Raw genomic sequence first — 25678 nt, 5'->3', positions numbered from 1 at the left:
GGCCTTTAAGCGTAGATCGGGAAGCGCCGGGTCAGCTCGTGCACGCGCTGGCGGACCGAATCCTCGACCCCGGCATTGCCCTCGTCGCCGCTCTTCGCCAGCCCGTCGAGGGTCTCGACGATCAGCTCGCCCACTTTGCGGAACTCGGCGACGCCGAAGCCGCGGGAGGTGGCGGCCGGGGTGCCCAGGCGCACGCCCGAGGTCACCATCGGCTTCTCGGGATCGAAGGGAACGCCGTTCTTGTTGCAGGTGATGTGAGCCCGGCCGAGGGCGGCCTCGGCCGCCTTGCCGGTGAGCTTCTTCGGCCGCAGGTCGACCAGCATCAGGTGGTTGTCGGTGCCGCCGGCCACGATGACGTAGCCGCCCGACAGCATGGTGTCGGCCAGGACCTTGGCGTTCTCCACGACCGAGCGGGCATAGAGCTTGAATTCGGGCCGCAGGGCTTCACCGAAGGCCACCGCCTTGGCGGCGATCACGTGCATGAGCGGCCCGCCCTGGAGGCCCGGGAAGATGGCGGAATTCACCTTCTTGGCGATGTCCTCGTCATTGGTGAGGATCATGCCGCCGCGCGGGCCGCGCAGGGTCTTGTGGGTGGTGGTGGTGACCACGTGGGCGTGGGGGAACGGCGACGGATGGGCGCCGCCCGCCACGAGACCGGCGAAATGGGCGATGTCGACCATGAAGAAGGCGCCGACGTCGTCCGCGATCTCCCGGAAGCGGGCAAAGTCCCAGAAGCGGGAATAGGCCGAGCCGCCGGCCACGATCACCTTCGGCTTGTGCTCGCGGGCGAGACGGGCGACCTCGTCCATGTCGATGATCTGGTCGCTCTCGCGCACCTTGTAGCTCACCACGTTGAACCACTTGCCCGACATGTTGACCGGGGAGCCGTGGGTCAGGTGTCCGCCGCAGGCGAGATCGAGACCCATGAAGGTGTCGCCGGGCTTCATGAGCGCCATGAAGACGGCCTGGTTGGCCTGGGAGCCGGAATTGGGCTGCACATTGGCGAACTTGCAGTCGAACAGGCGCTTGGCGCGGTCGATGGCGAGCTCCTCGGCGATGTCCACGAACTGGCAGCCGCCATAGTAGCGGCGGCCCGGATAGCCCTCGGCGTACTTGTTGGTCATCACCGAGCCCTGCGCCTCGAGCACGGCGCGGGAGACGATGTTCTCGGAGGCGATCAGCTCGATCTCGTCGCGCTGCCGGCCGAGTTCGAGTTCGATGGCGCGGGCGATCTCGGGATCGCTGTCGGCGAGGCTCGCCGAGAAAAAGCTGTTGGACAGATGGCTGCGTGCCGCTTCACTCGCGCTCATGGTAACCCTCGCCTCCTGTGAGCGGCCGGTCCGGCGGTTCCTGGCGTCGCGCCCGGACGAAGACGGCAACTCGATCTGAATGTGTCCGTGGCCTTTATCATGGGCCGGCGAAGGGCGCCAACCCGTTCAAAACACATGCCTACCCGGCGCCGGAAATGCAACAGCCCGCCATGTGAGGCGGGCTGCTGTCGAGACCTGGCGTGTCCCAGGGTCAGTTCTGCAGGAACATCTCGGCGTCCGGCTCGGTCGGAACGCGGCTCGCGACCGGGATCGCGCTGCCGAGGCCGTCCTTGTTGTAGATGTCGTCCCGGAACTGGACGAGACCGTCGGGGGTGGCCCAGGCGGTGACGTAGACCCAGTGGATCGGAACCGGCTGCGTCAGCCGGGCGTCGATCCGCTCGCCGGACTTGAAGGCCGCGTCGATCTGCTCGCGGGACCAGCCGGGGGTGTCCTTCAGGAGCCACTCGATGTAGTCGCGCACGTTCTGGACGCGGATGCAGCCCGATGACACGAACCGGAAGTCGTCGCCGAAGATGCCCTTGGACGGCGTATCATGCATGTAGACGCCGTGCTGGTTCGGGATGTTGATGCGCACGAACCCCATGGAGTTCAGCTCGCCGCCCGGATCCTGGCGGAACCGGTAACGGGTCGCCTCGTCCGAGAACCAGTTGACCTGGGACGGCGGGATCTCCTGGTCGCCCTTGAAGATGCGGATCTTGTTGTCCGTCAGGTAGTTCGGCTCCTTCTGCATCTTCGGGATCAGGTCCTTGCGGATGATCGAAGCCGGAACGGTCCAGAACGGGTTGAAATTGACCTCGACGACCTTGGAATTGAGGATCGGCGACTGACGGTCGATCTTGCCCACGCCGGCGGCGTGGCGGGTGTGAACGACACCGCCCTCCACCGTCTCCACCAGGGCGGCCGGGATGTTCGCCACCACGTAGCGGTGGCCCAGATTGCCCGAGAGCGAGCGCAGGCGCACCACATTGATCTCGAGCTGACGGATGCGCACGTCGACCGGCACGTTCATGGCGGCGACGGTCGCCGCCGTCATCGTGCCGGTGGAGCTGAGGCCGTGGCGGGCCTGGAAGCGGCGGACGCCGGCCTCGACGTAGGAATCGTAGATCGGCGACTCGCCCGCCGCCGGATCGAGGTCGCCCGTGGTGATGAGACGCTGACGCAGGGCGATGACCGCCGGGCTGTTGGAGCCCACGCGCATGCCCTCGACGCCGCGCACCGGCTGCCAGCCGCCGCGCGCCGAGATGTTGCGGTAGTACTCGATCATCTGCTCGGTCGCCGCGAGCGCCTCGGCCGACAGCATCGGCGTGGACGTCCGCTGGACACGGGACCGAGAGACCGCCTCGTAGTTCTGCGACCACTCGGCCTGATTCCCGGCGAATTGCTGGGCCAGAGCCGCTGCCGGGGTGAAGACAAGGGCAAGCGATCCTGTCAGGAGGGAACGGCGTGAGACCATGAAGTGCAAGCTCTCGGTTTGTGTTTCCTGGGAACGGGAACGGAGAAGACCTCCACGCCCGGACCGTTCTCGGCACGAACATGCCGAGGGACGATTAATGAAGGGTATTCAAAACGAGGAACAACGCGGCGATATTAAGGCACATCGGATTCCCACAGGATTGCTGCCGCGGTGCCGCAATCGTGATCGCGGCACCCCAGGTCAACAGCTCTTTCCGCAGGGTCATCCGTTGCCGAGCAGGTATCCGGGGGACGAACCGCCCGAATCGCCCGGCCTCTGGTAGCGCGGCTGCCTCACAGGCTTGGCGCTTCGGCCCGCCCTCCCGGCAGGAGCCATTTTCCTCTTCGGGCCATGCCCGGGCGCGACTTGGGGCGCGGGAGCAGGGCTCTGCGCCCGTCCGATCGCGTCGATCACCGGTCCCAGAGGAAAGGATTGGGCGAGAACCGGCTGGGACGCCAGGAACGGCAACGCGAGCAGGTTGCAGAAGAGAAAGCGACGAAACATGGTGAAAATCCCCGTTTGATGCGGACCCGGCGCAATCTGCCGGCACGTCGAAACCAGCCCCCCGCCTGCGCACCGTGACGCGAAACTTCCAGATCCGTCAGGGAGAGCGGTCACCTTGCGTTATATCGGAACATGCCCTTGCGTCCCCTCCCCATTCGAGGAGGAAGTCGCAACTTTTAGCTGGTTGATCGGGCGCGGCTATTTCTCGTGGGCTGCGAGCCAGGACAGGGCGAGATAGGTCACGATGAACGCCACGAACGCGATCATGACCGCGGTATTGGCCTGAACGATGCCGGGGAAGAACGCCGCCAGGATGAGGTGGCTCATGATCGCCAGCAGCCACATGATCCCGCCCCAGGTGCTCGCCATCCAGAGCCCTACGGCCGCGATGAGGTCGATGAGCGCGAAATAGATGATGGTGGCCTGGTACCCGGTGGAGCGGATCTCGAACTGGCCCACCGGGGTCCAGATTCCCAGGATAACCGCCCAGGCGCTGAGCCCCTTCATGATCCAGAAGATCGCCAGGATGCGCATGAACACGGTCAGGGCCAGGTTCCAGCGCACGGCGCGGGGCGTGGCGGGCCGCTCCTCGATCCGGTCGGAGATGTAGTCGCGCGTCGTCTCGGAGGAATGCCTCGGGCCGTGGGTCCGCATCAGGCGATCTCCAGATCCCGCTCGCCGAGGCTGGCGAAGTGACGGTCGATGGCGGCGGGATCGACCTCCTCGAGGGAGGCCGGCTGCCAGCGCGGCTGGTTGTCCTTGTCCACGAGAACTGCCCTCACCCCCTCGTAGAAATCGTGACCGTCGAAGATCCGGGAGACGATCCGGAACTCCGTCCTCATCGCCTCTTCGAAATCCATCTCCGCCCCGCGACGGACCTGCTCGAAGGCGATGCACATGCTCGTGGGCGATTTGGTCCGCATTCCCGCCGCGGTTCTGGCCGCGAAGTCCGAACCCTTTTCCGCAGCCTCGTCGAGACGCTGGAGGATGGCGGAGACGCTCCCGGCCGAAAAACAGGCATCGATGACCGCCCTCTGATCCGCGAGGGGGGCCGCACCCGGATCGACGGAGACGCGCATCAGGGCGTTCTCCACGGGCTCCCCGTCGACCAGGGCCTGGCGCAGGGCACCGAAATCCTTGCTGTCGATCGCATGGGTCGCCAGGCCGAGCATCTTCGCGTCGGCCCGTTTGACCCGCTCGCCCGTGAGCGCGAGGTACATGCCCGTCTGTCCCGGCAGGCGCGGTAGGGCGTAGGTCCCGCCCACGTCGGGAAAAAAGCCGATTCCGACCTCGGGCATGGCGAAGAGATAGCGCTCCCCGGCCACCCGGTGGGAGCCGTGGAGCGAGACGCCGACACCGCCGCCCATGACGATGCCGTCGACGAGGGAGATGTAGGGCTTCGGATAGCGCTTGATGAGGGCGTTGAGCTGGTATTCCTCGCGCCAGAAGGCCAGCCCCTCCGCCTTCTGCCCGGCGCGGCCGAGCTCGGTCAGCCGCCGGATGTCGCCGCCTGCGCAGAACGCCTTCTCGCCGGCCCCTTCCACCACGATCCGCGACACGGCGGGATCCGCCGCCCAGGCGTCGAGCGCCCGGCGCATCTCCCGCACCATGGACAGGGTCAGAGCATTGAGCGCCTTCGGCCGGTTGAGGGTGATCACCCCCGCCTCGCCGTGACGTTCGCAGATCGCTTCGCGGCTGTCGTCCATCGCCGGCTCCTTGGTTCGGATGAGGGATAAGCGGGCGGGGGTGCGGCGGTCAATGTGTGGAATCGACAGGCACTTTGCACAGACGTCCCAGCCAGAGCCAATGGATCGCTTCAGCTTCGCGAACTTGGCGCAACTACAAGGGAATACGGCACCCCTCGACAGCCATCGATTAAGGGAATATATACGATATATTGTATCTAATTTGGCTATGCCCATCCACCAGAGGCACTTGCAATGTCCTATTCTATCCATCGCGTGGGCGGTGAGACCCGTGTCAACACGTCTTTGAGCGGCGAGCAACGATACCTGAGCTTCGCCCAGCTCTCGGACGGGCGCCTGCTCGCAACCTGGTACGGCACCGGTACGCAGACGGGCCAGCAGGACGAGTATGGCTTCTTTCATCAAGTGTTCGATGCCAACCTGAATCCGATCGGGGACGAGGTGCGAACCAACGCGACGACAACGGGTGTCGTGAGCTTTACCCATGTTCTGCCCCTTGCCGACGGCAGGTGGACTGGCGTTTGGGGTGTCGACCTACCGTCCAGTCCGGCTCTCTTGGATGGAATTTATTACCAGACGTTCGATTCCGCCGGACGCGTTGGAGAAGAGGCACGGATCGACGACCTACCCTACTCCCCAGGCTGGCTCCCGTTGACACGCAAGCTGGCCGATGGCGGCTTCATGGTCGTCTGGTCAGGAGGCAGCACGCAGACGGGCCAGGACGATAACGGCATCTTCTATCAACGCTTCGACTCCACTGGAGCTCCGGCAGGAAGCGTGACGCGCGTCAACACGACAGTCGAAGGAACCCAATCGTTCGGCCGTTTTGTAGAACTTTCCGGTGGCAATTTCGGAATCGTTTGGGATGGAAACGGAACACAGGCCGACCATGTGGACGACGATGGTGCCTTCCTTCAGCGTTTCGATGCGGACGGGCATGCCATCGGAACCGAAATACTGATCAACAATCCGACCTCGGACGCCAGCGAATCCTTTGAAACCTCCGTCGGCCTGACGGATGGAGGATGGGTCATCACTTACGATCAATCCGGAAATCATACTTGGCAGCAGGCCTTCAATGCCGATGGCTCGAAACGAGGCGGACCGACCAAGCTGACCCCCGAAGAAGGAACGGATACAAGCCCATCGACCAAACTCAAGGCGCTTGCTGACGGAAAGTGGGTGACGCTCTGGCAGGAAGGAGAAAGCCCTGCTTCGGCCGATCTCTACTACCAGGTCTTCAATGCCGATGGCCGCGCCGCGGGAGTCAAATCCCTGGTGAGCGCATCGACGGAGGGCATGCAGTCAATCTATGACATTGTCGAGCTGCCGAACGGCGGATTCGTGGTGGCATGGGGTGGAAAGGGCACTCAACTCGGCCAGGAGGATACCAATGGGTACTTCTTCCAGCGCTTCGACGCCAGCGGCGCAAAGGTTGGTGGGGAGACGCGCATCAACACCACGGTTGAGGGTGACACAGGGTTTCTCAACATCGTAGCCTTGCCCACAGGTCACATCGTGGCGGTCTGGGACAACGATGTGTCGCAGACCGGTCAGCCCCCTGAGGTGGAGGTCTTCCAGCAGGTCTTCGATGCCAATGGCGACCGCGTCGGCACCGAAACCCGAGTGGCGACCTCGACGGTCGGCCTGCAAAGTGAACCGATTGTGGAGGTTCTCTCTGACGGCAGCTGGATCGTCTCGTGGCATGGCAACGGGACCCAACCGGGCCAGGAAGATACACATGAGGCCGGTTCGGAGAGCGGCGGCGCGTTCTTTCAACGGTTTCAGCTTCGTGCGGAAGGCGAGCCGCCGCCTCCTCCTCCGCCGCCACCCCGGACCGATCTTGTTATGGTGGGCACCAAGGGGGCGAACCGGCTGACGGGCCAAGACGGCAACGACAAGCTCTACGGCAAGGCCGGCAAGGACGTGTTGACCGGCGGCGCGGGCAAGGACGTGTTCGTGTTCGACACCAAGCCGAGCAAGAAGAACCTGGACACGATCACCGACTTCTCGGTGGCCGACGACACGATCTGGCTCGACAACAAGGTGTTCAAGAAGCTGGGCAAGAAGGGCTCGGAAGCCAAGCCGGCCAAGCTGAACAAGAAGTTCTTCAGCCTGGAGAAGGCCAAGGGCAAGGACGACTACCTGGTCTACAGCAAGAAGAAGGGCATCCTGTATTACGATGCCGACGGATCGGGTGCGGGCAAGGCGGTCGAGATCGCCAAGATGGCCAAGAAGCTCAAGCTCACCGCAAACGACTTCTTCGTCGTCTAAGGTCCCCTCTCGACACTGGCGGCATGCGGAGGGCTTTTTCCGCATGCCCGCGAACAAGAGTGAGGGGCGCTCCTGTCGGGAGCGCCTCTTGGACACATATCGGGAATGCAGGCGAGCGCTTCCTTAGAGTCATTTAAATGTGCTAACTCTTGTCCTGTCCGCCGGCGCAGCGAAGCCGGCTTTGGATCAGGATTCATGTCGAAGCTGTCGCCGTTCCCCCGTTCCGCCCCCATGGATGCTCCCTCCTCCGCGCTGGCCCTCTCCCAGCGCCCGAGGCGCAACCGGAAGGCCGAATGGTCGAGGCGGCTCGTGCGCGAGAACGTGCTGACGGCCGACGACCTGATCTGGCCGATCTTCCTCATCGAAGGCGCTTCGGGCCGCCAGGCGGTGGCGTCCATGCCCGAGGTCGAGCGGCTGACGATCGGGGAAGCCGTGCGGGAGGCCGAAAGGGCCGCCTCCCTGCGTATCCCGGCCATCGCCCTCTTCCCGAACACCGACCCTTCCCTGCGCGACGAAACGGCCTCGGAGGCCCTGAACACCCGCAATCTCGTCTGCCGCGCCGTGCGCGAGATCAAGCGCGCCGTGCCGGAGATCGGCATCATCACCGACGTGGCGCTCGATCCCTATACCAGCCACGGCCATGACGGCGTGATGCAGGGCGACCGGATCCTCAACGACGAGACCGTCGCCATCCTGTCGCGTCAGGCCGTGATCCAGGCCGAGGCCGGCTCGGACGTCATCGCCCCCTCCGACATGATGGACGGCCGCGTGGGCGCCATCCGCAGCGCCCTCGACGAGGCGGGGTTCCAGGACGTCCAGATCATGTCCTATGCGGCGAAATACGCCTCCGCCTTCTACGGCCCGTTCCGGGACGCCATCGGCACCAACGCCACGCTCGTGGGCGACAAGCGCACCTATCAGATGGACCCGGCCAACACGGACGAAGCCATGCGCGAGGTCGCCCTCGATCTGGAGGAGGGCGCGGACATGATCATGGTCAAGCCCGGCCTGCCCTATCTCGACATCGTGGCCCGGGTGAAGGAGACCTTCGGCATCCCGACCTTCGCCTATCAGGTCTCCGGCGAATACGCGATGATCCGGGCCGCCGCCGCCAACGGCTGGATCGACGGCGAGCGCGCGATGATGGAAAGCCTCCTCGCCTTCAAACGCGCGGGGGCCGACGGCATCCTCACCTATTTCGCCCCCCGGGTGGCCGAAAAGCTGAAGGCCCAAGCTTAGAACCGGGTCCTTCATGGTCCGCTCCGGCCTCGTGCGGACATGGCGGCTCGCCGCCTGTCTCCTGGGGCTGTGCCTTCTCGCGGCCTGCGGGCTGTCGGTCGATGCCGAACAGACGCGGGTGTGCCGGACCGCCCTGCCCGCCCTGAATCCCGGCGCCCGGATCACCGTCACCCGGGTGCAGAACGGCCCTTCGCCCCGCACGCTTCTCCTGGAATACACCGCGGAATATCCAGGCCGTCCCGTCCAGGACCGCGCCGTGATCTGTGCGTTCGCGGCCGAGGGCCTGTCCCCGAACAAGGCCGAGCTGACGGGCATCCTCACCGAGCGCGGCCCGATTTCCGGAGCGAGCCTGTATTTCCTGAAGAACTACTATATCGACACCCCGGAGGGCGTGGCCGGAGATCCCGGGAGCCGGGTGGATGCCGGCGTGCTGGAAATTCCCGCCGCTTCGGCCTACTCGCTCCAGCAGTTCCTGGTCAGCCTGCCGCGAACCGCGATCTATGCACTGCTCGCGGTGGCCTACGCCCTCGTCTTCGGGCTGAGCGGCCGCATCAATCTGGCTTTCGGGGAGCTGGCGGCCGTCGGCGCAGCGGGCACCGTCGCAGGCGCATCCCTGGCGATCGTCCCCGGGGTCACCTCGCCCCTCCTCGGCCTCGGGGCGGGCCTCGCCGCCGCCCTTTTCGCCGGCACCATTCACAGTGCTGTGGGCGGCTATTTCACCATCGGCCGCATTCCAGGCGCCCAGGCCAGCCTCATCGCCACCGTGGGCCTGTCCCTCTTCCTGATGGAGTACCTGCGGCTGGTGCAGAGTCCGGTCACCGTCTGGCTGCCTCCGATCTGGTCGGAGCCTTGGCCGCTGGCCCGGTCGGGCGATTTCCTCGTCAGCCTGACGCCGATCACCCCGACCACCACCGGAATCGGCCTCGTCGTCGCCCTCCTCCTCCTCTGGCTCATGAAATCCACAGGTTTCGGCCGAGCCTGGCGCGCCTATGCGGACGACGCGCAGGCGGCGGCCCTGTTCGGGATCGACGGCCCCCGCCTCCTGCTCCAGACCCTCGCCCTGGCGGGCGCCATGGCGGCTCTGGCGGGCCTGCTCATCGTGGCGCAATATGGCGGCCTGGGTTTCGCAGGAGGGTTTCAGTACGGCCTGAAGGCGCTGATCGCCGCCATCATCGGCGGGATCGGCTCGATTCCAGGGGCGCTCCTGGGCGGCTTCGCGGTGGGATTGTTCGAAACGCTCTGGTCGGCATATTTACCCATCGAGGCGCGCGACATCGCTTTATATGTCGCGCTCGTCGTCTTTCTGATCTTCCGTCCCGGCGGGCTGTTCGGCACGAGGGATCCAACACCACGACCCATCTAAGGGCACCAAGACCAACCGGAGGCACCATTGGCCGATTACGCCATCACCGTCGAGGACGTGAAACGCGCCGCGGCGACCATTCAGGGGCAGGTTCTCAGGACCCCTCTCGTCCCCGCTCCCCGCCTGTCCCAGCTCACCGGCGCGACCGTCTGTGTGAAGCACGAGAACATGCAGCCGACCGGCTCCTTCAAGGAGCGCGGTGCGGTCACGAAGCTGGAGAGCCTCACCTCGGAGGAGCGCAGGCGCGGCGTCATCGCCATGTCGGCGGGCAACCACGCCCAGGCGGTGGCGTACCACGCCCGGCGCCTCGGCATTCCGGCCACCATCGTGATGCCGGAGAGCGTTCCGCTGGTGAAGGCCGAGAACACCCGCGCCTACGGCGCCCGGGTGATCCTTCACGGCGAGACCCTCTACGAGTCCGCCGACCGGGCGCGGCAGATCGCGGCGGAAGAGGGGCTGGTCTTCGTGCATCCCTACGACGATCCCAGCGTCATGGCCGGCCAGGGCACCGTCGCGCTCGAAATGCTGGCGGATGCGCCGGACCTCGACCAGATCGTGGTGCCCATCGGCGGCGGCGGCCTGATCTCGGGTATCGCGGTCGCCGCCAAGGCCCTGAAGCCTTCCATCGAGATCGTCGGCGTCGAGGCGGCCCTCTACCCGTCGTTCCAGAACGCGATCCGGGGCGAGGACCGCCCCATCGGCGGCGCCACCCTGGCGGAAGGCATCGCGGTCAAGACCGTGGGGCAGCTCCCCCTGCCCATCGTGCGGGATCTCGTCTCCGACATCGTGCTGGTGGACGAGCCGGTGATCGAGCGGGCGGTCAACGCCTATGCCACGCTGCAGCGGACCATGGCAGAGGGCGCGGGCGCGGCGGGTCTCGCGGCCATGCTGGCGGAGCCGAAACGGTTCGAGGGCAAGCGGGTCGGCCTCGTGCTCTGCGGCGGCAACATCGATGCGCGCATTCTCGCCTCGGTGATGGTGCGCGAACTGGAGCGCGACGACCGCATCGCCTCCTTCCGCATCACCTCCAACGACCGCCCGGGCTTCCTGGGCCGGGTGGCGAGCAGGCTCGGCAGCCTGGGCGCCAACATTCTGGAGGTTTCCCACAGCCGTTTGTTCCTGGACGTGCCGGCCAAGGGGGTTTCCATCGACATCACCATCGAAACCCGGGACAGAAAGCATACATTGGAGGTGTTCGATGCCCTGGCGGCGGACGGCCTCGCTCCCCAGCGGATCGATTGGCGCTGTCTGTCGGAAACGGCCTATTGAGGAGCAGATCATGGCGAACCGTTCTTCCCTGCCGCCGATGAACTACAATTCCTATGAGGTCGACACGCGGCTGACCGAAGGCGTCATCAACCGGCGCTTCTGGGCCTACCTCATCGACCTGCTCGTGGTGGCGGTCTGGATCGTGCTGATTTCCATCGCGATCTTCGTCTTCGGCCTGCTCACCCTCGGTCTCGGCTGGGGCCTGTTCGTGTTCCTGCCGCTCACCGCCCTCACCTTCATCCTCTACAACGCGGTGACCATCGGCGGCCCCTCCCAGGCGACGGTGGGTATGCGCTACATGGGCCTGCGGGTGGTCGATCCGAGCGGACGGCCGGTGTCCATGCTCGCGGCAGCGGTCCACGCGCTCCTGTTCTACGTGGCCGTCTCCACCTTCCTGCTCTGGGCCTGCGACGTCCTGGTCGGCTTCTTCCGCGACGACCGCCGCTTCGTGCGCGACCTGCTGACGAACATGATGGTCATCCGCTCCGCGTGAGCGAGATGCGGCATCCGGGCCTCTTTTGCTGGACGTCGGTGGCACCAATGTTATCCTTGAGCGTTAAGTCAATGCTCAAGGTTCCTCCACAAGGCGATCAAGCTTGACGAGTCAGCCGCGCGACGCACCGCAGTTCTACCTGACCTCTCCTTCCGCCTGCCCCTACCTGCCGAACAGGGAAGAGCGGAAGGTCTTCACTCACATCGTCGGACGACGCGGGCGGGAGCTCAACGAGATCCTGACCCAGGGCGGCTTCCGCCGGTCGCAGACCATCGCCTACCGACCCGCCTGCGACACCTGCCGCGCCTGCGTTTCGGTGCGCGTGCTCGTGAACGAGTTCGAGCCCTCCGGCAACATGAGGCGGGTCCTGAAGGCGAACGAGGACCTGATCGGCAATGCCATGCCGAACCGGCCCACCTCGGAGCAGTACTCCCTGTTCCGGCGCTATCTCGACGCCCGGCACACGGATGGCGGCATGGCCGACATGACCGTGCTCGACTATTCGATGATGATCGAGGACAGCCATGTGGACACGCGGCTGATCGAGTATCGCCGCCGCGGGATCGACAGCGGCATCACCAGCAAAGGCACCGGAGACCTGATCGCCGTGTGCCTCACGGACGAGATGAGCGACGGCCTGTCGATGGTCTACTCGTTCTACGATCCGGACCAGCGGGACCGCAGCCTCGGCACCTTCATGATCCTCGACCATATCCGTCGCGCGAAGGCGATGGGCCTGCCCTATCTCTATCTCGGCTACTGGGTCGAAGGTTCGAAGAAGATGGGCTACAAGGCCCGCTTCACCCCGCAGGAGCGCCTGCTGGCTCCGGGCTGGGTGCGGGTGGACTAGCATTACGCTTCATCACCTGCAGCATACGGCAATTGAGGCCGGCAAGGCAGGCGCAGTTTGTAGTCTGATTTATACAGGTACTACTGAGAAGCTGCCGCCGATAGGGAGGGACGACGCTTGAGGGGCGCAAACTAGAGAATGAAGTATCCCTTGGGCATGGTCGCAGCACCTTTGATCAGGATCGTGAGATCGGCTTTTCCGTCGCCGTTGATGTCCCCATAGACGTAAGAACTGCCCTTGACCTTCTCGTAACGCAGCTCGCCCGCCTTCTTTTGGAAGTCCCGGCGGCCGATGTACTTGAATGCCTGATTGCCACCCTTCGTCGAATTGGCGTCGATCAGAGAAAGGTCAATCTTGTCGCCCTCGCGCTTCGAGAAATCATAGATGACATCACGCTTCTTGACCGAGTTAGCGCTGTCCTGCCCGGCAGCATAGACGAACCGGTCCGCGCCACCCCCGCCGTATAGCTTATCGGAGCCACGACCGCCCCGGATCACATCCTGGCCGGCGAAGCCCTCCAATCTGTCATTCGAATTCCCGCCGGATAGAACGTCATCCCCGGCGAAAGCCTCCCGAAATAGAGCTATATCATCTGCCTTGTCTGGCGTCTCCGAGGCATTGAGCAACGTCTTGTATGGGATAGTAAGCGCTGTGATCGAGCCGGCGTATTGCTCACTGTTGTAGCGTGTGAAACTTGTGACAGTACCATCAACAATGTAGGTGTTGGACTGCAGTATGAATGAGCCTTGATAAGTATCCTTAACAATTCCAGGGCGGTGCGGACTGACTGACGTCCCGGAGAACGCCGACGTCGACTCCTCCGACTTCCGCCAAACGTTATCCAAGATTACCTTTCGGAAATCGAATCCGTTGAATGTATAAGGTACGCCATCGCGGTAGGTCTTTTCTGCAGGAGCCTTCCAATCGACTGTGGCCATCGCCCCTCCTTTTGTAATTATACAACATCATAGCGAGCGTAGGAAAGCAACTAAATTTAGCATGTCTCTACACAGCATGTAGTAAGCTCAGCAGGACTCGATCTGGGCAAAATTGCAGAATTACGTCACTAGAAGTCTTCAACAAAAAAACAGCGCCCCCTTCGGGCGCTGTTTCACTATTCTGCAGCTCGATGCGACCGCAATATTGAGTGACTTACGGCCTCTTACTCACCGAAGGTGTTCGACTTCGGGAAGCCCTTGGGCGGCAGGCGACCGGCTTCGGTGCGATCGCCCATCCAGTCGCGCAGGTCTTCCTTCGCCACGGTCCAGGTGCGGCCGGACGTGTCCTTCCAGGTGAGGCCTTCCTTGAGCTTGAAGACCTTGGCGTCGGACACGCCGCCATCCTTGTAGCGCTGGAGGCGCACACCCTTGCCGCGGGTCATCTCGGGAACCTGCTTCAGGGGGAAGATCAGAAGCTTCCGGTTCTCGCCGATGATCGCGACGTGGTCGCCCTCGGCCTCCGTGCACACCACCGCTTTCGCCGGGGCGTCGAGGTTGAGGATCTGCTTACCCTTGCGGGTATTGGCCACGATGTCGTCGGTCGGGACCACGAAGCCGCGCCCGTCGGAGCCGACCACGAGGAGCTTCGTTCCGGCCTTGTAGGGGAAGGCCGCGATGAAGTCGGCCCCCTCCTCCAGATCGACCATGAGGCGGATCGGATCGCCGAAGCCGCGCCCGCCCGGGAGCTTGGACGCCTCCAGGGTGAAGAAGCGCCCGTTCGTCGCCACGACGACGATCTTGGACGTGGTCTCCGCGAAGAACGCCGTCTTGAGCTGGTCGTCGCCCTTGAACTGCACGGCCGAGAGATCGGCCTGGTGCCCCTTCATGGCGCGGATCCAGCCCTTCTCGGACACGATGACCGTGATCGGCTCGCGCTCGACCATGGCCTCCGCGAAGTCGATGTCGGAGGTGTCCGGCGCCTCGGCGAAGGTGGTCCGGCGCTTGCCGAGAGCCGTCTCGGGACCGAAGGTCTTGCGGACCTCGCGGATCTCCGCCGTCACGGCCTTCCACTGCGCCTTCTCGGAGCCGAGGAGGTTCTCGATGGTGGCCTTCTCGTCCTGCAGGTTCTTCTGCTCGCGCTTGAGCTCCATCTCCTCCAGCTTGCGCAAGCTGCGCAGGCGGGTGTCGAGGATGGCGTTGGCCTGGATCTCCGTGAGCTTGAAGACGCGCATCAGCTCCTGGCGGGGCTCATCCTCCTCGCGGATGATTTTGATCACCCGGTCGAGGTCGAGATAGACGATGAGGAGGCCGCCGAGGATTTCGAGGCGCCTGTCGATGGCCGCGAGGCGGAAGCCGGAGCGGCGGATCAGGACCTCGCGCCGGTGGTCCAGCCACTCGCGCAGGCATTCGACGAGGCCGAGCACCTTCGGCACCTTGCCGCCGGCGAGCACGTTCACGTTCATGGGAATACGGCTCTCGAGCTCGGTGAGCTTGAAGAGCGATTCCATGAGGATGATGGGATCGACGGTCTTGGCGCGGGGCTCCAGCACGATGCGGATGTCCTCGGCGGACTCGTCGCGCACGTCGGCCAGGAGCGGCAGCTTCTTTTCCTGCAGCAGCTCGGCGATCTTCTCGATCAGGCGGGACTTCGGCACCGCATAGGGGATTTCGGTGACGATGATGTTCCAGACGCCACGCTTGACCTCCTCCTTGTGCCAGCGGGCGCGCACGCGGAAGGAGCCGCGTCCGGTCCGGTAGGTCTCGGCGATGGAGGCCGGCGTGTCGACGATGATGCCGCCGGTCGGGAGGTCGGGGCCGGGAACGAAGCTCAGGAGCTGCTCCGACGTGGCCTTCGGATGGCCGATGAGGTAGAGCGCCGCGTCGCAGAGCTCGGCCGCGTTGTGGGACGGGATCGAGGTCGCCATGCCGACCGCGATGCCCTGGGAGCCGTTGGCCAGCAGGTTCGGGAAGGCGGCCGGGAGTACGACCGGCTCCTCGTTGGTCTGGTCGTAGGTCTCGCGGAAATCGACCGCGTCCTCGTCGATGCCCTCCAGGAGCAGCCGGGCCACCTCCGTCAGACGCGCCTCGGTATAGCGCATGGCGGCGGCGTTATCGCCGTCGATGTTGCCGAAATTGCCCTGCCCCTCCACCAGCGGATAGCGCTGGGCGAAGTCCTGCGCCATGCGCACGAGGGCGTCGTAGATCGACTGGTCGCCGTGGGGGTGGTACTGGCCCATCACGTCGCCGACCACGCGGGCGCATTTCTTCGGGGCCGACCGGGGGTCGAGCCGGAGAAGGCGCATGGCGTGAAGAATGCGGCGATGGACCGGCTTCAACCCGTCTCGTGCGTCGGGCAGCGCCCGGTGCATGATGGTGGAGAGCGCGTAGGCGAGATAGCGCTCCTCGAGCGCATCCTTGAGATTGATCGTCTCGATTTCGCCGCCTGACGGTGGATTGACCGGCTTACCCATGAATCGAAAACCCTAACTGCGAATCAGTTCTTATCATTTGAAATGAGAACATAACAGAAACAAACCCTACTCATCCCCAGCTGTCGCCAGTGCGACGAAACGCGCCCGCTCTGCCGGCGCCGCCTGCCCACGCGGCTCGAAGACGTTCTGATGCAGGAAGAAGTCGGTGAGTGCAAATCCGGCACGGATGTCCTCATCCCGCGGCCGGTTGGTGCGCATCTGGCCGATGAGGAAGCCCGGCAGCCTGAGAAGGCGGTCCTTGTAGGGCTCCCCGGCCCCGGCGCTGACCGCGCGCCCGCTTTTCGGCGACACGTAGATGAGATCGTCCCGGGTGCCCGTTGCGGCGCAGGAGGACAGGTCCAGCCCGAAGCCGAATTCCGCCAGGATCGCCAGCTCGAAGCGCACGAACAGCGCCGGCGCGAGATCGGGATCGTCCAGGTGGTCCACGAGAACGGAGAGCGTCTCGTAGAGGGCAGGATGAGGGTCTCGTTCGGGAAGATAGCGCAGCAGGTGGGACAGGGTGGCGAGGCCGTAGAGCGCCATCGGCGAACCGATGAAATGGGCCGCCCGCAGCTGCGAGGCTTCGACCTGGTAGGTGCCCAGATGCTCGTCGAGCCGCGCGCGCCAAGTGGCGTGGACGCTGTTCCCGGCCTGCAGCACCGGCTGAAGGGTCTTGGAGCGGCCGCCATGGACCAGGCCGAGATGGCGGCCGTGTTCACGGGTCATCAGCTCGAGGATGACGCTCGATTCGCCGTGTTTCCGGACGCCGACAACGATGCCTTCATCGGTCCATTGCATGGAATTGGGGTACTCGCGTTCAGCAGTGCCGTACATGCCGCATGTAAGCATTCGGGCGCAAATTTTCCATATTTTCCAAGGTTACCGGCGCATTTTCCCGGGAGCTTTTCCGCCTCTCACGCATTCCATAAGGGAACCAAACACACGGCTACGTTTTGTCGGTGTTCATGTTGCCCAGGGTACGAGTTAAATCATGAAAATTACTTCCCGGTTTCTGACGAGCGCCGCCATACCGCTGATGCTGATCGCGTCTCCGGTCGCGGCTTCACCCCAATCAGCCCCCCTGAAGCCCTTCGTCGTTGCCCAGGCGACGCCGGACGCGGACGAGGAACTGCCCCGCCGGGGCCGTCCCGACCGCCCGGCCCGGCCGGATGCGGATTCCGCGTCTCCGGGCCGCGGCGAGCGGCCCGATCGTGGCCCGCGCCCCGCGGCGCAGGGTCAGGATGGCGATGCCCGGCAGCCGGAGGGCCGCGGCCCTCGCCGCGGCGAGGGTCCTGGCAATGCCTCGGACGCGCCCCGCTCCCCCCGCGCCGTGACCCCGGGCGACACGCAGGACACGCCTCGTGCGCCTCGCGGAGCCCCCGGCGGCGACCGGGAGCCGCCGCGCTCGCCTCGGGCGGCGCCCGCCGAGGACGCTCAGGACGCCCCGCGCCGACGTCGGGATCCCAGCCCCGCGACGGAACGGCCGACGCCGCCTTCGGGCACGGCTCCGGCACAGCCCGCGCGCCCGGCCCAGTCGCCCGAGCGCCCGCAGCGGCCCTCCGCCCAGGAGCGGACGCCCGATGCGCCGTCGCCTGCCGAGCAGAGAAGGCGGCAGCCGGGGGCTGACGATGCCCCGGCCACGCGCCCGACACCTCCCGCGGCCACGCCGGCCACCCCGGCGGCTCCCGCCGAGAGAACGGCCCCGCGGAACCGGACCGACGACGATACGCCCGGCGGACGCCCGCGCGGACAGCGTCCGGACCGACCGGCCACTCCGCCGGCAGCGACCGAGACGGCGCCGACGGCTCCCGCCCAGACGGCCCCGGCTCCGACCGCCCCGGCCCAGAGCGCTCCCGCAGCCCCGACCCCACAGGCACCCGCGACCCAGCCTGCGCCGACCACGCAGCCTGCGCCGACCACGCAGCCTGCTCCGGCTGCACCTGCGACGCAGCCGACGGCTCCCACGCAGACGGCTCCCCAGGCCCCTGCACCGGCTCAGGCTCCCGCGCAGACGGCACCGCAGACCCAGTCCGGTCCGCGTACGGCTCCCGGCGGCGTCCGCCCGGCCTTCGATCCCGGCGTGAACGTGCGCATCGAGGATCTTCGCAATCAGCGCCGTCAGCGTGTCGAGGAAGGCGGCCGGAGGGTCATCATCGAGGAGCCGGGTGCCCGCACCATCATCCGCGAGGGTGACCAGGTCATCATCCGCCACGACGAAACCGAACGGTTCCGGCGGGCCTATCGCGACGCCGACGTGCGCGTGGAACGGCGCGGCGGGGGCGAAGAGGTCACCATCGTGGAGCGGCCCGACGGCACCGAGATCGTCACGGTCCGCGACGAGTACGGCAATCTCCTGCGCCGCATCAGGCGCGAGCCCGCGGGACGCGAGGTCATTCTCATCGAGAACCGCCGCGGCGACATCCGGCCCGGCGTCGGACGCGGCTTCGGCTATGTCCGTGAGGACGTGGTCCGCCTGCCGCCGCCGGTCGTGCGGATCCCGCGCGAGGAGTACATCGTCGAGGTGGAGGATGCGTCCCAGGAGGAGCTCGTGGAGGCCTTCACGGCGCCTCCGGTGGAGCGCATCGAACGTGCCTACACCCTCGACGAGGTCCGCCAGAGCCAGCCGCTGCGCGAGCGCATGCGCCGGGTCGACCTCGACACCGTCACGTTCGACTTCGGCTCCTGGGCCCTTCCCGAGGAGCAGATCGGCGCCATGACGGGCATCGCCCAGGCCATTCAGACCGCGCTCCGGAACAACCCGAACGAGATCTTCCTCGTGGAGGGCCATACGGACGCCGTCGGCTCGGACGAGGACAACCTGACCCTCTCGGACCGGCGTGCGGAAGCGGTCGCGGCGGCCCTGACGCAGCGTTTCGGCATCCCGGCCGAGAACCTGACGACGCAGGGCTACGGCGAGCAGTATCTGAAGGTCAACACGGAGAACCCCGAACGGCAGAACCGCCGGGCGACGATCCGCCGGATCACTCCGCTCCTTCAGGGACAGGCGACCCAGCAGTAAGGCGGTCCCGTCCCGCAACACCGACCATGAACGGCCCGGCTCCCGCCGGGCCGTTTTCTATTCCGGCAGTCCCGCGAGGCGCAGTCCCTCGGCGATGCGGCCCAGGACCTCGTCGGTGAAGGCGAGCGCGCTGGTGACGTCCGAGATCCGCATTCCCGGATAGGCCTTGAGGAGCTCCCTCACGCTTTCCGCCGCCTTGCCCCTCTGTCCGGCAAGGGCATAGGCCGGCGCTAGGTTGCGGTGGATCCATGCGGAATTGGGATGGGCCATCAGGGCCTTTTCCTGCCAGGCGATGGATTCCTCGTAGCGCCCGGCGATGAAGTGGGCGGCCCCGATGCCCATGTCGCAGTTGAAGGCCATCGGGTCGAAGGGGCTCAGGCGCAGGGCCCGCTCGAAATGGCTGATCGCGGTTTCCGCATCGCCGCGGTAATCGTGCAGCCAACCGCTGCGGTTCCAGGCCCAGGCCGAGTTCGGGTCCAGCGCCAGCGCGCGGGCGAGCACGGCGGCGGCGCTTCCGAACTCCCTCGTGATCGAGAGGGCCGCGCCCAGCACCGCGAGCGTGAACGGATCGTCCGACGACAGGGACACCGCCGCCTGCGCCTGGCGCAAGGCCTCCTGTCTCTCCTCCTCGGAGCGCTCGGTCCAGTTATAGACGACCCGCTGCCCCCGGCACCAGGCCAGCAGCGAAAGCGCCAGCGGATAGGTGGGATCGAGACGCAGGGCCTCCTCGAGCAGATGCGTCGCCTCCAGATTGCTTTCCCGCTCCAGCGCCCAGACCAGGGGCAGAGCCCGCATGACGAGGTCGTAGGCGTCGAGGCTCTCGGGGCGCTTTCGCTTCGCCCGCTCGATCTCGGCTGCACGGATGGAGGGCTGGATCGCCCCCACCACGCTGGCGGTGATCTGGTCCTGGAAATCGAACAGGTCCTCGACGACCCCGTCGTAATGCTCCGCCCAGAGGTGGGTGCCCTCCGTGGCATCGATGAGCTGGGCCGATATCCGAACCCGGTTGCCCGCCCTTCTCACGCTCCCTTCGAGGGCGTAGCGAACGCCGAGCTCGCGGCTGATCTGCTGGAAGTTCACCGCCCGCCCCTTGTAGGCGAACGCCGAGTTGCGGGCGATGACGAAGAAGGACCGCACCCGGGAGAGGGCCGAGGTGATGTCCTCGACGATCCCGTCGGCCAGGTGCTCCTGCTCCGGATCGCCGCTGATGTTGACGAAGGGCAGAACGGCGATGGACGGGCGATCCGGCAGCGCCAGGGACGGCGACGCATCCATGGCCAGCTCCGGCGGTCCCTGGGCGCCGTTGAGGCAGTAGATGCGGATGGGCCGCGCGATGTTCCTGACCTGCTGCTCGCCCCTGTCCTCGAAGGCGTAAGGGACCTTGCCCCTCACCTCCTCCCAGACCTTGCCCGAAATGCAGATGCCTCCCGGCACGGCGATCTGCTCCAGGCGAGAGGCGACATTGACTCCGTCCCCGTAGACGTCTCCATCCTCGTCGATGATGATGTCGCAGAGATTGATGCCGATCCGGAGCCACAGCGTCGTGGCCGGGTCCTCGGCGGCGATCGCCGCGAGCGCCTCCTGGATTTCCGCCGCACAGCGGACCGCCTCCACGGGACTCGAGAACTCGATCAGGAACCCGTCGCCGGTGGTCTTCACCAGGCGGCCGCCATGGGCCTGGATGGTCGGGACCACGACCTCCCGCCGCAGATGCCTGAGGCGCAGGAGGGTTCCCTCCTCGTCGAGGGACATGAGGCCCGAGTAACCTGCCACATCGGCAGCAAGAATGGCTGCGAGACGCCTCTGCGACTTCTGGTCAGAAGGACCGGGCATGTCCATCTCCAGCTCGACGTCGGCAGGATCGGCCGTGCGGCATCGGGAAAGCTGCACACGGAGATGGTGCGCTCGCTCGAAACCCTTAGGCTATAACGCGGAGAAGCGTAGTTTGGGCCAATTCGGACCCACAGAAGCGGGATTTTGTGAAACCGGGCTCAGCCGCGAGGGAACTCCAGCCCCATCTCCCGGTAGCGTTCGGGATCGTCGCTCCAGTTCTCGCGGACCTTCACGAAGATGAAGAGATGGACCGGAGCCTCGGCGATTTCGGCGATTTCCTTGCGGGCCGCCTGGCCGATGGCCTTGATGGTCTGGCCGCCCTTGCCGAGCACGATCTTGCGCTGGCTGTCCCGCTCCACAAAGACCGTCTGCTCGATGCGCACGGAGCCGTCCGGGCGCTGCTGCCACTGGTCGGTCTCGACCGTGGACTGGTAGGGCAGCTCCTCGTGCAGGCGCTCGTAGATCTTCTCGCGGGTGATCTCGGCCGCCAGCATGCGCAGGGGCGCGTCCGAGATCTGGTCCTCGGGATAGAGCCAGGGACCTTCCGGCATCATTTCGGCGAGCTGGCGCCTCAGGGCCGCCAGCCCGTCTCCCTTGAGGGCGGAGATCATGAAGGTGTGGGCGAAAGCCACCTTCTCGTTGAGGGTCTGGGCGAGCTCCAGGAGCTTCGAACGCTCGATCAGGTCGATCTTGTTGAGGATCAGGATCTTGGGCCGGTTCAGCTCGGGCAGCTTGCCGAGAATGGCTTCGGCCTCCTCGTCGATGCCCTTGCGGACGTCGAGAAGAAGAGCCACCACGTCCGCGTCGGCGGCGCCGCCCCAGGCGGAGGTGACCATCGCCCGGTCGAGCCGGCGCTTGGGCTTGAAGATGCCGGGCGTGTCGACGAACACCATCTGGGCCTCGCCTTCGATGGCGATGCCGCGCACCAGCGCCCGCGTGGTCTGAACCTTGCGCGACACGATGGAGACCTTGGAGCCGACGAGCGAGTTGAGCAGGGTCGACTTGCCCGCGTTGGGCGCGCCGATCAGAGCGACGAAGCCGGCTTTCGTATTGGTTTGTTCAGGCGACGCCATGCTCTTCCTCCGTCCAGACACCCTCTTGTAAGAGAAGGCTTCGCGCCGCCGCCTGTTCCGCGATGCGCTTCGATGTGCCGAGCCCGAAGGCGGTTTCCTTGCCCTTCACCTTGACCATGATCCGGAATTTGGGCGCATGGTCCGGGCCGGTCTGTTCCACCACCGTATAGGTCGGGGGCGGCAGTCCCTGCCCCTGCGCCCATTCCTGGAGGGCGCTCTTCGGGTCCCGAAGCGGGCGCCGGGGCGTTGCCAGGAGGTCCTTGAAGGAGCGCTCGACGAGGGCCTTGGCCGCATCGTAGCCGCCGTCGAGGAACACCGCCCCGATGATCGCCTCGCTCACGTCGGCCAGGATCGTCTGGTTCCGGCGCTCGCCGGAATGAGCCTCGCCGGCGCCGAGTTTCACATAGGGGCCGACGTCCCAGGCTTCGGCGACCTCGGCGCAGCTTTCGCGGCGCACCAGATCGGCGAGGCGCCGGGACAGCTCGCCCTCCGGAGCGCCGGGAAACGTCTTGTAGAGCATCTCCGCGATGGCGAGGCCGAGGACCCGGTCGCCCAGGAATTCCAGCCTTTGGTAGCTCTGCCCGCCGGCATTGGGTGCGCTGACATGGGTCAGCGCCTCGTCCAGAAGCTCCATCCGCTCGAAGCGGTAGCCGAGCCGGCGGAGCAGGTCGTCGATATTGGGCTTGCGGCGGGCCACGGGCTTACTTGATCCGCTCGAACATGCGGTTCCAGCGAATGTATCCGGGCCATTCCCACGGACGCCACAGGGACGCGTTCTCGTCGATGGAGAAGAAGATGATCTCCGCCCGCCCGACCAGATTCTCCGCCGGAACGTCGCCCACATTGGCCTCGTCGCGGGAATCGGTGGAGTTGTCCCGGTTGTCGCCCATCATGAAGTAATGGCCCGGCGGGACGGTGTAGACGTTGGTGTTGTCCCAGTAGCCCCGGTCGCCGTCGCGCTCGATCACGTAGTGGGAGGTGCCTTCGGGGAAGGTCTCCTTGTACCGGGGAACGGAGATCGTGCGGCCGTAGAGATCGGTCGTCTGGAAGTCCTCCACCCGCTCGCGCTGGACCGGCTGGCCGTTGATGTGCAGCACGCCGCCGATCACCTGGATGCGGTCGCCGGGCAGCCCGACCACCCGCTTGATGTAGTCGGTGGAGTTGTCCTTCGGCAGCTTGAAGACCGCGATGTCGCCGCGCTTCGGCTCGGAGCCGAAGATGCGGCCCGAGAACACGGGCGGGCTGAAGGGGATGGAGTGCTTCGAATAGCCGTAGGAATACTTGGAGACGAAGAGATAGTCGCCGATCAGCAGGGTCGGGATGAGGGAGCCCGAGGGGATGTTGAAGGGCTGGAACAGCACGGTGCGGACGACCACCGCGATCAGCAGCGCCTGGACGATGACCTTGATGGTCTCCCAGAGGCCGCTTTCGTCCTTCTTGACGCTGTCGCCGGCGTACTTCTTGGCGTTGTCGCTCACGTAATTCGATCCATGCTTGAGGAATGCTGCGGCTCGAAGCCGTCTCAAGTCGTTGCGGCGGTCTAGCCCAATGCGCGTTCTGCCGCAACGCGGCCCAACTTACTTTATGGGGCGTGCCTCGATGATCACGAAGGCCTGGGCCAGAGGTGGGTCATCCGTAAGAGACACGTGAACCACCGCCTCGTGCCCTTCCGGCGTCAGGCGCCTTAGCCGTTCCAGGGCCCCTCCCGTCAGGCGCAGGGTCGGCTGGCCGGTCGGGAGGTTGACCACCTCCATGTCCCGCCAGAAGACACCGTGGCTCAGCCCGGTTCCCAGGGCCTTGGCACAGGCCTCCTTCGCGGCGAAGCGGCGGGCATAGGAGGGGCCGCGTGCGGCACGGCGGTCGCTGCGGGCGCGCTCCCCTTCCGTGAAGATGCGATGGGTGAAACGGTCCCCGAAGCGCTCGAGGGAGCGCTCGATGCGACGGATGTCGCACAGGTCGGACCCGATTCCGAGAATCATGAGATGTCCTTGGTGGCGGAAAAGGCTAGGCTCACGTTATCTGGGCCCGCCCCTCGTCCATTGCGACCCGCATGCAGCGAACCGCCTCATCCAGACCCATGAAGATGGCCTCGCCCACGAGGAAGTGACCGATATTGAGCTCGACGATCTGCGGGATCGCGGCGACCGGGCGCACCGTATCGAAGCTCAGGCCGTGGCCCGCATGGATCTCCAGCCCGATCTTGGCCCCATGCTCCGCCGCCCGGCGCAGGCGCTCCAGCTCATGGGCCCGCTCCTCCTCGTCCCCGACCTCGCAATAGGTCCCGGTATGAAGCTCGACCACGGGCGCCCCCAGCTCGCAGGCGGCGTCCATGACCTCGATCTCCGGCTCGACGAAGAGGGAGACCCGGATGCCCAGATCCTTCAGCTCCTGGATCACCGGCCGCAGATGCGCGCCCTGGCCGATGATGTCGAGCCCGCCCTCGGTCGTTCGCTCCTCGCGCTTTTCCGGCACGAGGCAGCAGGCATTGGGGCGGATCCGCGTCGCGATCTCGACCATCTCGGCCGTTGCGGCCATCTCGAAATTGAGCGGCACGAACAGGTTGCGCTTGAGCCGCTCCATGTCCTGGTCGCGGATGTGCCGCCGGTCCTCGCGCAGGTGGGCCGTGATCCCGTCGGCCCCGGCCAGAACCGCCATGTTGGCGGCCCGGATGGGGTCCGGGTGGAAGCCCCCGCGGGCATTCCGGACGGTTGCGACATGATCGATGTTGACGCCGAGGCGAAGAGGAGGAGCGTTCATGAAGCTGTTTTATCCCAGCCTCGCCCTTTGACCAGAGTTCTTCCGGCCACGCTGGAACGCTATCAACCGCAATCGGCGTTTCCCGGCCGGTGCGGCAGCCGGGGCAGGCTGCCGTCCCTTGCCTTGCCGGAACAAATGGACTATAGCGCCCGCTTCGCGTTCGCTCCGGCCGGGGGCTGAACGGACGGCATGGTCTTCCATGCAGGGTCTTTAGCAGGTCCCGTCGTCCCGTGTCTCCGCCTTCGACAACCGCTCGGGCCTTGCAGGCTCGAAGGGCTTGGCGCCGATCGGACGCGCGAAACCGGCTCACGGCATTCATCCGAATCCAGAGCCTGAACCCAAACCTGAGAAAGGCCCACTATGCCTCTCTACGAGCATATCTTTCTGGCTCGCCAGGACGTGACGTCCCAGCAGGTCGAAGCAATGGTCGACCAGTACAAGGACGTCATTCAGCAGAATGGCGGCACTGTCGAGAAGACCGAGATGTGGGGCGTGAAGTCCCTCGCCTACCGCATCAAGAAGAACCGCAAGGCGCATTTCACGATGTTCAACCTCAGCGCCCCCGCTCAGGCGGTGGCCGAGATGGAGCGTCAGATGCGCATCAACGAAGACATCCTTCGTTTCATGACCATCCGCGTCGACGAGCTCGAGACCGAGCCGTCCGTGATGATGCAGAAGCGCGACCGCGACGAGCGCAAGGACCGCGAGCGCCGCGAGCGCGATGGTGACGGCGCCGGCTTCGGCGGCGGCAACGAAGGCGAGGAGGCTTAATCATGGCATTTGGTGCTGGTGGCGCCGGCGGCGGCCGTCGTCCTTTCTTCCGTCGTCGTAAGACCTGCCCGTTCTCGGGCCCGAACGCTCCGAAGATCGACTACAAGGACACGAAGCTGCTGTCCCGCTACATCTCGGAGCGCGGCAAGATCGTTCCTTCGCGCATCACGGCCGTCTCGGCCAAGAAGCAGCGTGAGCTCGCCCAGGCGATCAAGCGCGCCCGCTTCCTGGGCCTGCTGCCCTACGTGATCCGCTAAGACCATCGAGGCGGGGCGCCCGGGGGCGGCCCCCGTTTTCCCTGTCGGGGGCCCGCGGGGGCAAAACCCCCGGGGCG

At 65.7% G+C, this 25678-nt stretch carries 23 protein-coding genes; 9 read left to right on the top strand and 14 right to left on the bottom strand.

All coding sequences use genetic code 11. The features are described from left to right. Positions 1 to 5: 5 nt before the first annotated feature. The 5 genes from glyA to LGR44_RS16900 form a co-directional block, all read right to left on the bottom strand. Positions 6 to 1310, bottom strand: coding sequence for a serine hydroxymethyltransferase (glyA, locus tag LGR44_RS16920; RefSeq protein WP_226741891.1), 1305 nt, complete (start codon positions 1308 to 1310; stop codon positions 6 to 8). A 211-nt stretch (positions 1311 to 1521) separates the two neighbouring features. Then, positions 1522 to 2784, bottom strand: a complete 1263-nt coding sequence (locus LGR44_RS16915; RefSeq protein WP_226741890.1) for a L,D-transpeptidase family protein — start codon at positions 2782 to 2784, stop codon at positions 1522 to 1524. Positions 2785 to 3006: 222 nt separating this feature from the next. Continuing rightward, complete coding sequence (locus LGR44_RS16910) at positions 3007 to 3288, bottom strand: hypothetical protein (protein ID WP_226741889.1); 282 nt, start codon at positions 3286 to 3288, stop codon at positions 3007 to 3009. Between the two features lie 198 nt (positions 3289 to 3486). Beyond that, positions 3487 to 3942: a DUF6163 family protein gene (locus LGR44_RS16905; protein ID WP_226741888.1), complete on the bottom strand. Its 456-nt coding sequence runs from the start codon at positions 3940 to 3942 to the stop codon at positions 3487 to 3489. Beyond that, positions 3942 to 4994, bottom strand: coding sequence for an enoyl-CoA hydratase/isomerase family protein (locus LGR44_RS16900; protein ID WP_226741887.1), 1053 nt, complete (start codon positions 4992 to 4994; stop codon positions 3942 to 3944). The genes LGR44_RS16905 and LGR44_RS16900 overlap by 1 nt, the downstream gene beginning before the upstream one ends. Before the next feature lie 234 nt (positions 4995 to 5228). Here LGR44_RS16900 and LGR44_RS16895 point away from each other — a divergent pair, with 234 nt between their 5' ends. From LGR44_RS16895 to LGR44_RS16870, 6 genes are all read left to right on the top strand, one after another. After that, positions 5229 to 7268 (top strand): calcium-binding protein, encoded by a 2040-nt coding sequence (locus tag LGR44_RS16895; RefSeq protein WP_226741886.1) that lies wholly within the window; start codon positions 5229 to 5231, stop codon positions 7266 to 7268. 195 nt (positions 7269 to 7463) lie between these two features. Continuing rightward, positions 7464 to 8507: a porphobilinogen synthase gene (hemB, locus tag LGR44_RS16890; RefSeq protein ID WP_226741885.1), complete on the top strand. Its 1044-nt coding sequence runs from the start codon at positions 7464 to 7466 to the stop codon at positions 8505 to 8507. A gap of 13 nt (positions 8508 to 8520) precedes the next feature. Continuing rightward, positions 8521 to 9870 carry an ABC transporter permease subunit gene (locus LGR44_RS16885; RefSeq protein ID WP_226741884.1) on the top strand — a complete coding sequence of 450 codons (1350 nt, stop codon included), beginning with the start codon at positions 8521 to 8523 and terminating at the stop codon, positions 9868 to 9870. A gap of 27 nt (positions 9871 to 9897) precedes the next feature. Next, positions 9898 to 11139: a threonine ammonia-lyase gene (locus tag LGR44_RS16880; protein ID WP_226741883.1), complete on the top strand. Its 1242-nt coding sequence runs from the start codon at positions 9898 to 9900 to the stop codon at positions 11137 to 11139. Between the two features lie 10 nt (positions 11140 to 11149). Continuing rightward, a complete protein-coding gene (locus LGR44_RS16875) occupies positions 11150 to 11632 on the top strand; it encodes an RDD family protein (RefSeq protein WP_226741882.1) in 483 nt (160 codons plus the stop codon). A 103-nt stretch (positions 11633 to 11735) separates the two neighbouring features. Next, positions 11736 to 12482, top strand: a complete 747-nt coding sequence (locus LGR44_RS16870; RefSeq protein ID WP_226741881.1) for an arginyltransferase — start codon at positions 11736 to 11738, stop codon at positions 12480 to 12482. A 131-nt stretch (positions 12483 to 12613) separates the two neighbouring features. Here LGR44_RS16870 and LGR44_RS16865 read toward each other — a convergent pair whose 3' ends face one another. From LGR44_RS16865 to recO, 3 genes are all read right to left on the bottom strand, one after another. Next, complete coding sequence (locus LGR44_RS16865; RefSeq protein ID WP_226741880.1) at positions 12614 to 13420, bottom strand: calcium-binding protein; 807 nt, start codon at positions 13418 to 13420, stop codon at positions 12614 to 12616. 224 nt (positions 13421 to 13644) lie between these two features. Further along, on the bottom strand, positions 13645 to 15891 hold the full coding sequence (parC, locus tag LGR44_RS16860; RefSeq protein WP_226741879.1) for a DNA topoisomerase IV subunit A: 2247 nt from the start codon (positions 15889 to 15891) through the stop codon (positions 13645 to 13647). A 66-nt stretch (positions 15892 to 15957) separates the two neighbouring features. Further along, entirely contained in the window at positions 15958 to 16689 is a 732-nt protein-coding gene (recO, locus tag LGR44_RS16855) for a DNA repair protein RecO (protein ID WP_226741878.1), read from the bottom strand. Positions 16690 to 16882: 193 nt separating this feature from the next. Between recO and LGR44_RS16850 the strand changes: the two genes are divergently transcribed. Then, a complete protein-coding gene (locus tag LGR44_RS16850) occupies positions 16883 to 18910 on the top strand; it encodes an OmpA family protein (RefSeq protein WP_226741877.1) in 2028 nt (675 codons plus the stop codon). 57 nt (positions 18911 to 18967) lie between these two features. On the opposite strand, the gene LGR44_RS16845 is transcribed toward LGR44_RS16850, so the two are convergent. The 6 genes from LGR44_RS16845 to LGR44_RS16820 all read right to left on the bottom strand — a co-directional run bounded on the left by LGR44_RS16845 (position 18968) and on the right by LGR44_RS16820 (position 24573). Then, entirely contained in the window at positions 18968 to 20743 is a 1776-nt protein-coding gene (locus LGR44_RS16845; RefSeq protein ID WP_226741876.1) for an adenylate/guanylate cyclase domain-containing protein, read from the bottom strand. A gap of 158 nt (positions 20744 to 20901) precedes the next feature. Beyond that, positions 20902 to 21816, bottom strand: a complete 915-nt coding sequence (gene era, locus LGR44_RS16840; protein ID WP_226741875.1) for a GTPase Era — start codon at positions 21814 to 21816, stop codon at positions 20902 to 20904. Further along, positions 21803 to 22513: a ribonuclease III gene (rnc, locus tag LGR44_RS16835; protein WP_226741874.1), complete on the bottom strand. Its 711-nt coding sequence runs from the start codon at positions 22511 to 22513 to the stop codon at positions 21803 to 21805. The genes era and rnc overlap by 14 nt, the downstream gene beginning before the upstream one ends. Before the next feature lie 4 nt (positions 22514 to 22517). After that, positions 22518 to 23294 carry a signal peptidase I gene (gene lepB / locus LGR44_RS16830; RefSeq protein ID WP_226741873.1) on the bottom strand — a complete coding sequence of 259 codons (777 nt, stop codon included), beginning with the start codon at positions 23292 to 23294 and terminating at the stop codon, positions 22518 to 22520. Positions 23295 to 23393: 99 nt separating this feature from the next. Then, a complete protein-coding gene (gene acpS / locus LGR44_RS16825; RefSeq protein ID WP_226741872.1) occupies positions 23394 to 23795 on the bottom strand; it encodes a holo-ACP synthase in 402 nt (133 codons plus the stop codon). Positions 23796 to 23826: 31 nt separating this feature from the next. Then, a complete protein-coding gene (locus LGR44_RS16820; protein ID WP_226741871.1) occupies positions 23827 to 24573 on the bottom strand; it encodes a pyridoxine 5'-phosphate synthase in 747 nt (248 codons plus the stop codon). A 360-nt stretch (positions 24574 to 24933) separates the two neighbouring features. Between LGR44_RS16820 and rpsF the strand changes: the two genes are divergently transcribed. Both rpsF and rpsR read left to right on the top strand, forming a co-directional pair. Beyond that, entirely contained in the window at positions 24934 to 25344 is a 411-nt protein-coding gene (gene rpsF / locus LGR44_RS16815) for a 30S ribosomal protein S6 (RefSeq protein WP_226741870.1), read from the top strand. Positions 25345 to 25346: 2 nt separating this feature from the next. Beyond that, on the top strand, positions 25347 to 25601 hold the full coding sequence (rpsR, locus tag LGR44_RS16810; RefSeq protein ID WP_114769591.1) for a 30S ribosomal protein S18: 255 nt from the start codon (positions 25347 to 25349) through the stop codon (positions 25599 to 25601). The last annotated feature ends 77 nt before the right edge of the window (positions 25602 to 25678 follow it).

This window comes from Microvirga lenta (genome assembly GCF_020532555.1).
Taxonomy (GTDB): domain Bacteria; phylum Pseudomonadota; class Alphaproteobacteria; order Rhizobiales; family Beijerinckiaceae; genus Microvirga; species Microvirga lenta.
This window is presented reverse-complemented; position numbering and strand designations above follow the sequence as displayed.

Coding starts and splice junctions, on each gene's coding strand:
- glyA (WP_226741891.1), bottom strand. CDS start 1,310: ATGAGCGCGAGTGAAGCGGCACGCAGCCATCTGTCCAACAGCTTTTTC.
- LGR44_RS16900 (WP_226741887.1), bottom strand. CDS start 4,994: ATGGACGACAGCCGCGAAGCGATCTGCGAACGTCACGGCGAGGCGGGG.
- LGR44_RS16910 (WP_226741889.1), bottom strand. CDS start 3,288: ATGTTTCGTCGCTTTCTCTTCTGCAACCTGCTCGCGTTGCCGTTCCTG.
- LGR44_RS16885 (WP_226741884.1), top strand. CDS start 8,521: ATGGTCCGCTCCGGCCTCGTGCGGACATGGCGGCTCGCCGCCTGTCTC.
- hemB (WP_226741885.1), top strand. CDS start 7,464: ATGTCGAAGCTGTCGCCGTTCCCCCGTTCCGCCCCCATGGATGCTCCC.
- LGR44_RS16820 (WP_226741871.1), bottom strand. CDS start 24,573: ATGAACGCTCCTCCTCTTCGCCTCGGCGTCAACATCGATCATGTCGCA.
- LGR44_RS16850 (WP_226741877.1), top strand. CDS start 16,883: ATGAAAATTACTTCCCGGTTTCTGACGAGCGCCGCCATACCGCTGATG.
- recO (WP_226741878.1), bottom strand. CDS start 16,689: ATGCAATGGACCGATGAAGGCATCGTTGTCGGCGTCCGGAAACACGGC.
- LGR44_RS16915 (WP_226741890.1), bottom strand. CDS start 2,784: ATGGTCTCACGCCGTTCCCTCCTGACAGGATCGCTTGCCCTTGTCTTC.
- LGR44_RS16895 (WP_226741886.1), top strand. CDS start 5,229: ATGTCCTATTCTATCCATCGCGTGGGCGGTGAGACCCGTGTCAACACG.
- parC (WP_226741879.1), bottom strand. CDS start 15,891: ATGGGTAAGCCGGTCAATCCACCGTCAGGCGGCGAAATCGAGACGATC.
- rpsF (WP_226741870.1), top strand. CDS start 24,934: ATGCCTCTCTACGAGCATATCTTTCTGGCTCGCCAGGACGTGACGTCC.
- LGR44_RS16905 (WP_226741888.1), bottom strand. CDS start 3,942: ATGCGGACCCACGGCCCGAGGCATTCCTCCGAGACGACGCGCGACTAC.
- rpsR (WP_114769591.1), top strand. CDS start 25,347: ATGGCATTTGGTGCTGGTGGCGCCGGCGGCGGCCGTCGTCCTTTCTTC.
- era (WP_226741875.1), bottom strand. CDS start 21,816: ATGGCGTCGCCTGAACAAACCAATACGAAAGCCGGCTTCGTCGCTCTG.
- acpS (WP_226741872.1), bottom strand. CDS start 23,795: ATGATTCTCGGAATCGGGTCCGACCTGTGCGACATCCGTCGCATCGAG.
- LGR44_RS16865 (WP_226741880.1), bottom strand. CDS start 13,420: ATGGCCACAGTCGATTGGAAGGCTCCTGCAGAAAAGACCTACCGCGAT.
- LGR44_RS16845 (WP_226741876.1), bottom strand. CDS start 20,743: ATGCCCGGTCCTTCTGACCAGAAGTCGCAGAGGCGTCTCGCAGCCATT.
- LGR44_RS16875 (WP_226741882.1), top strand. CDS start 11,150: ATGGCGAACCGTTCTTCCCTGCCGCCGATGAACTACAATTCCTATGAG.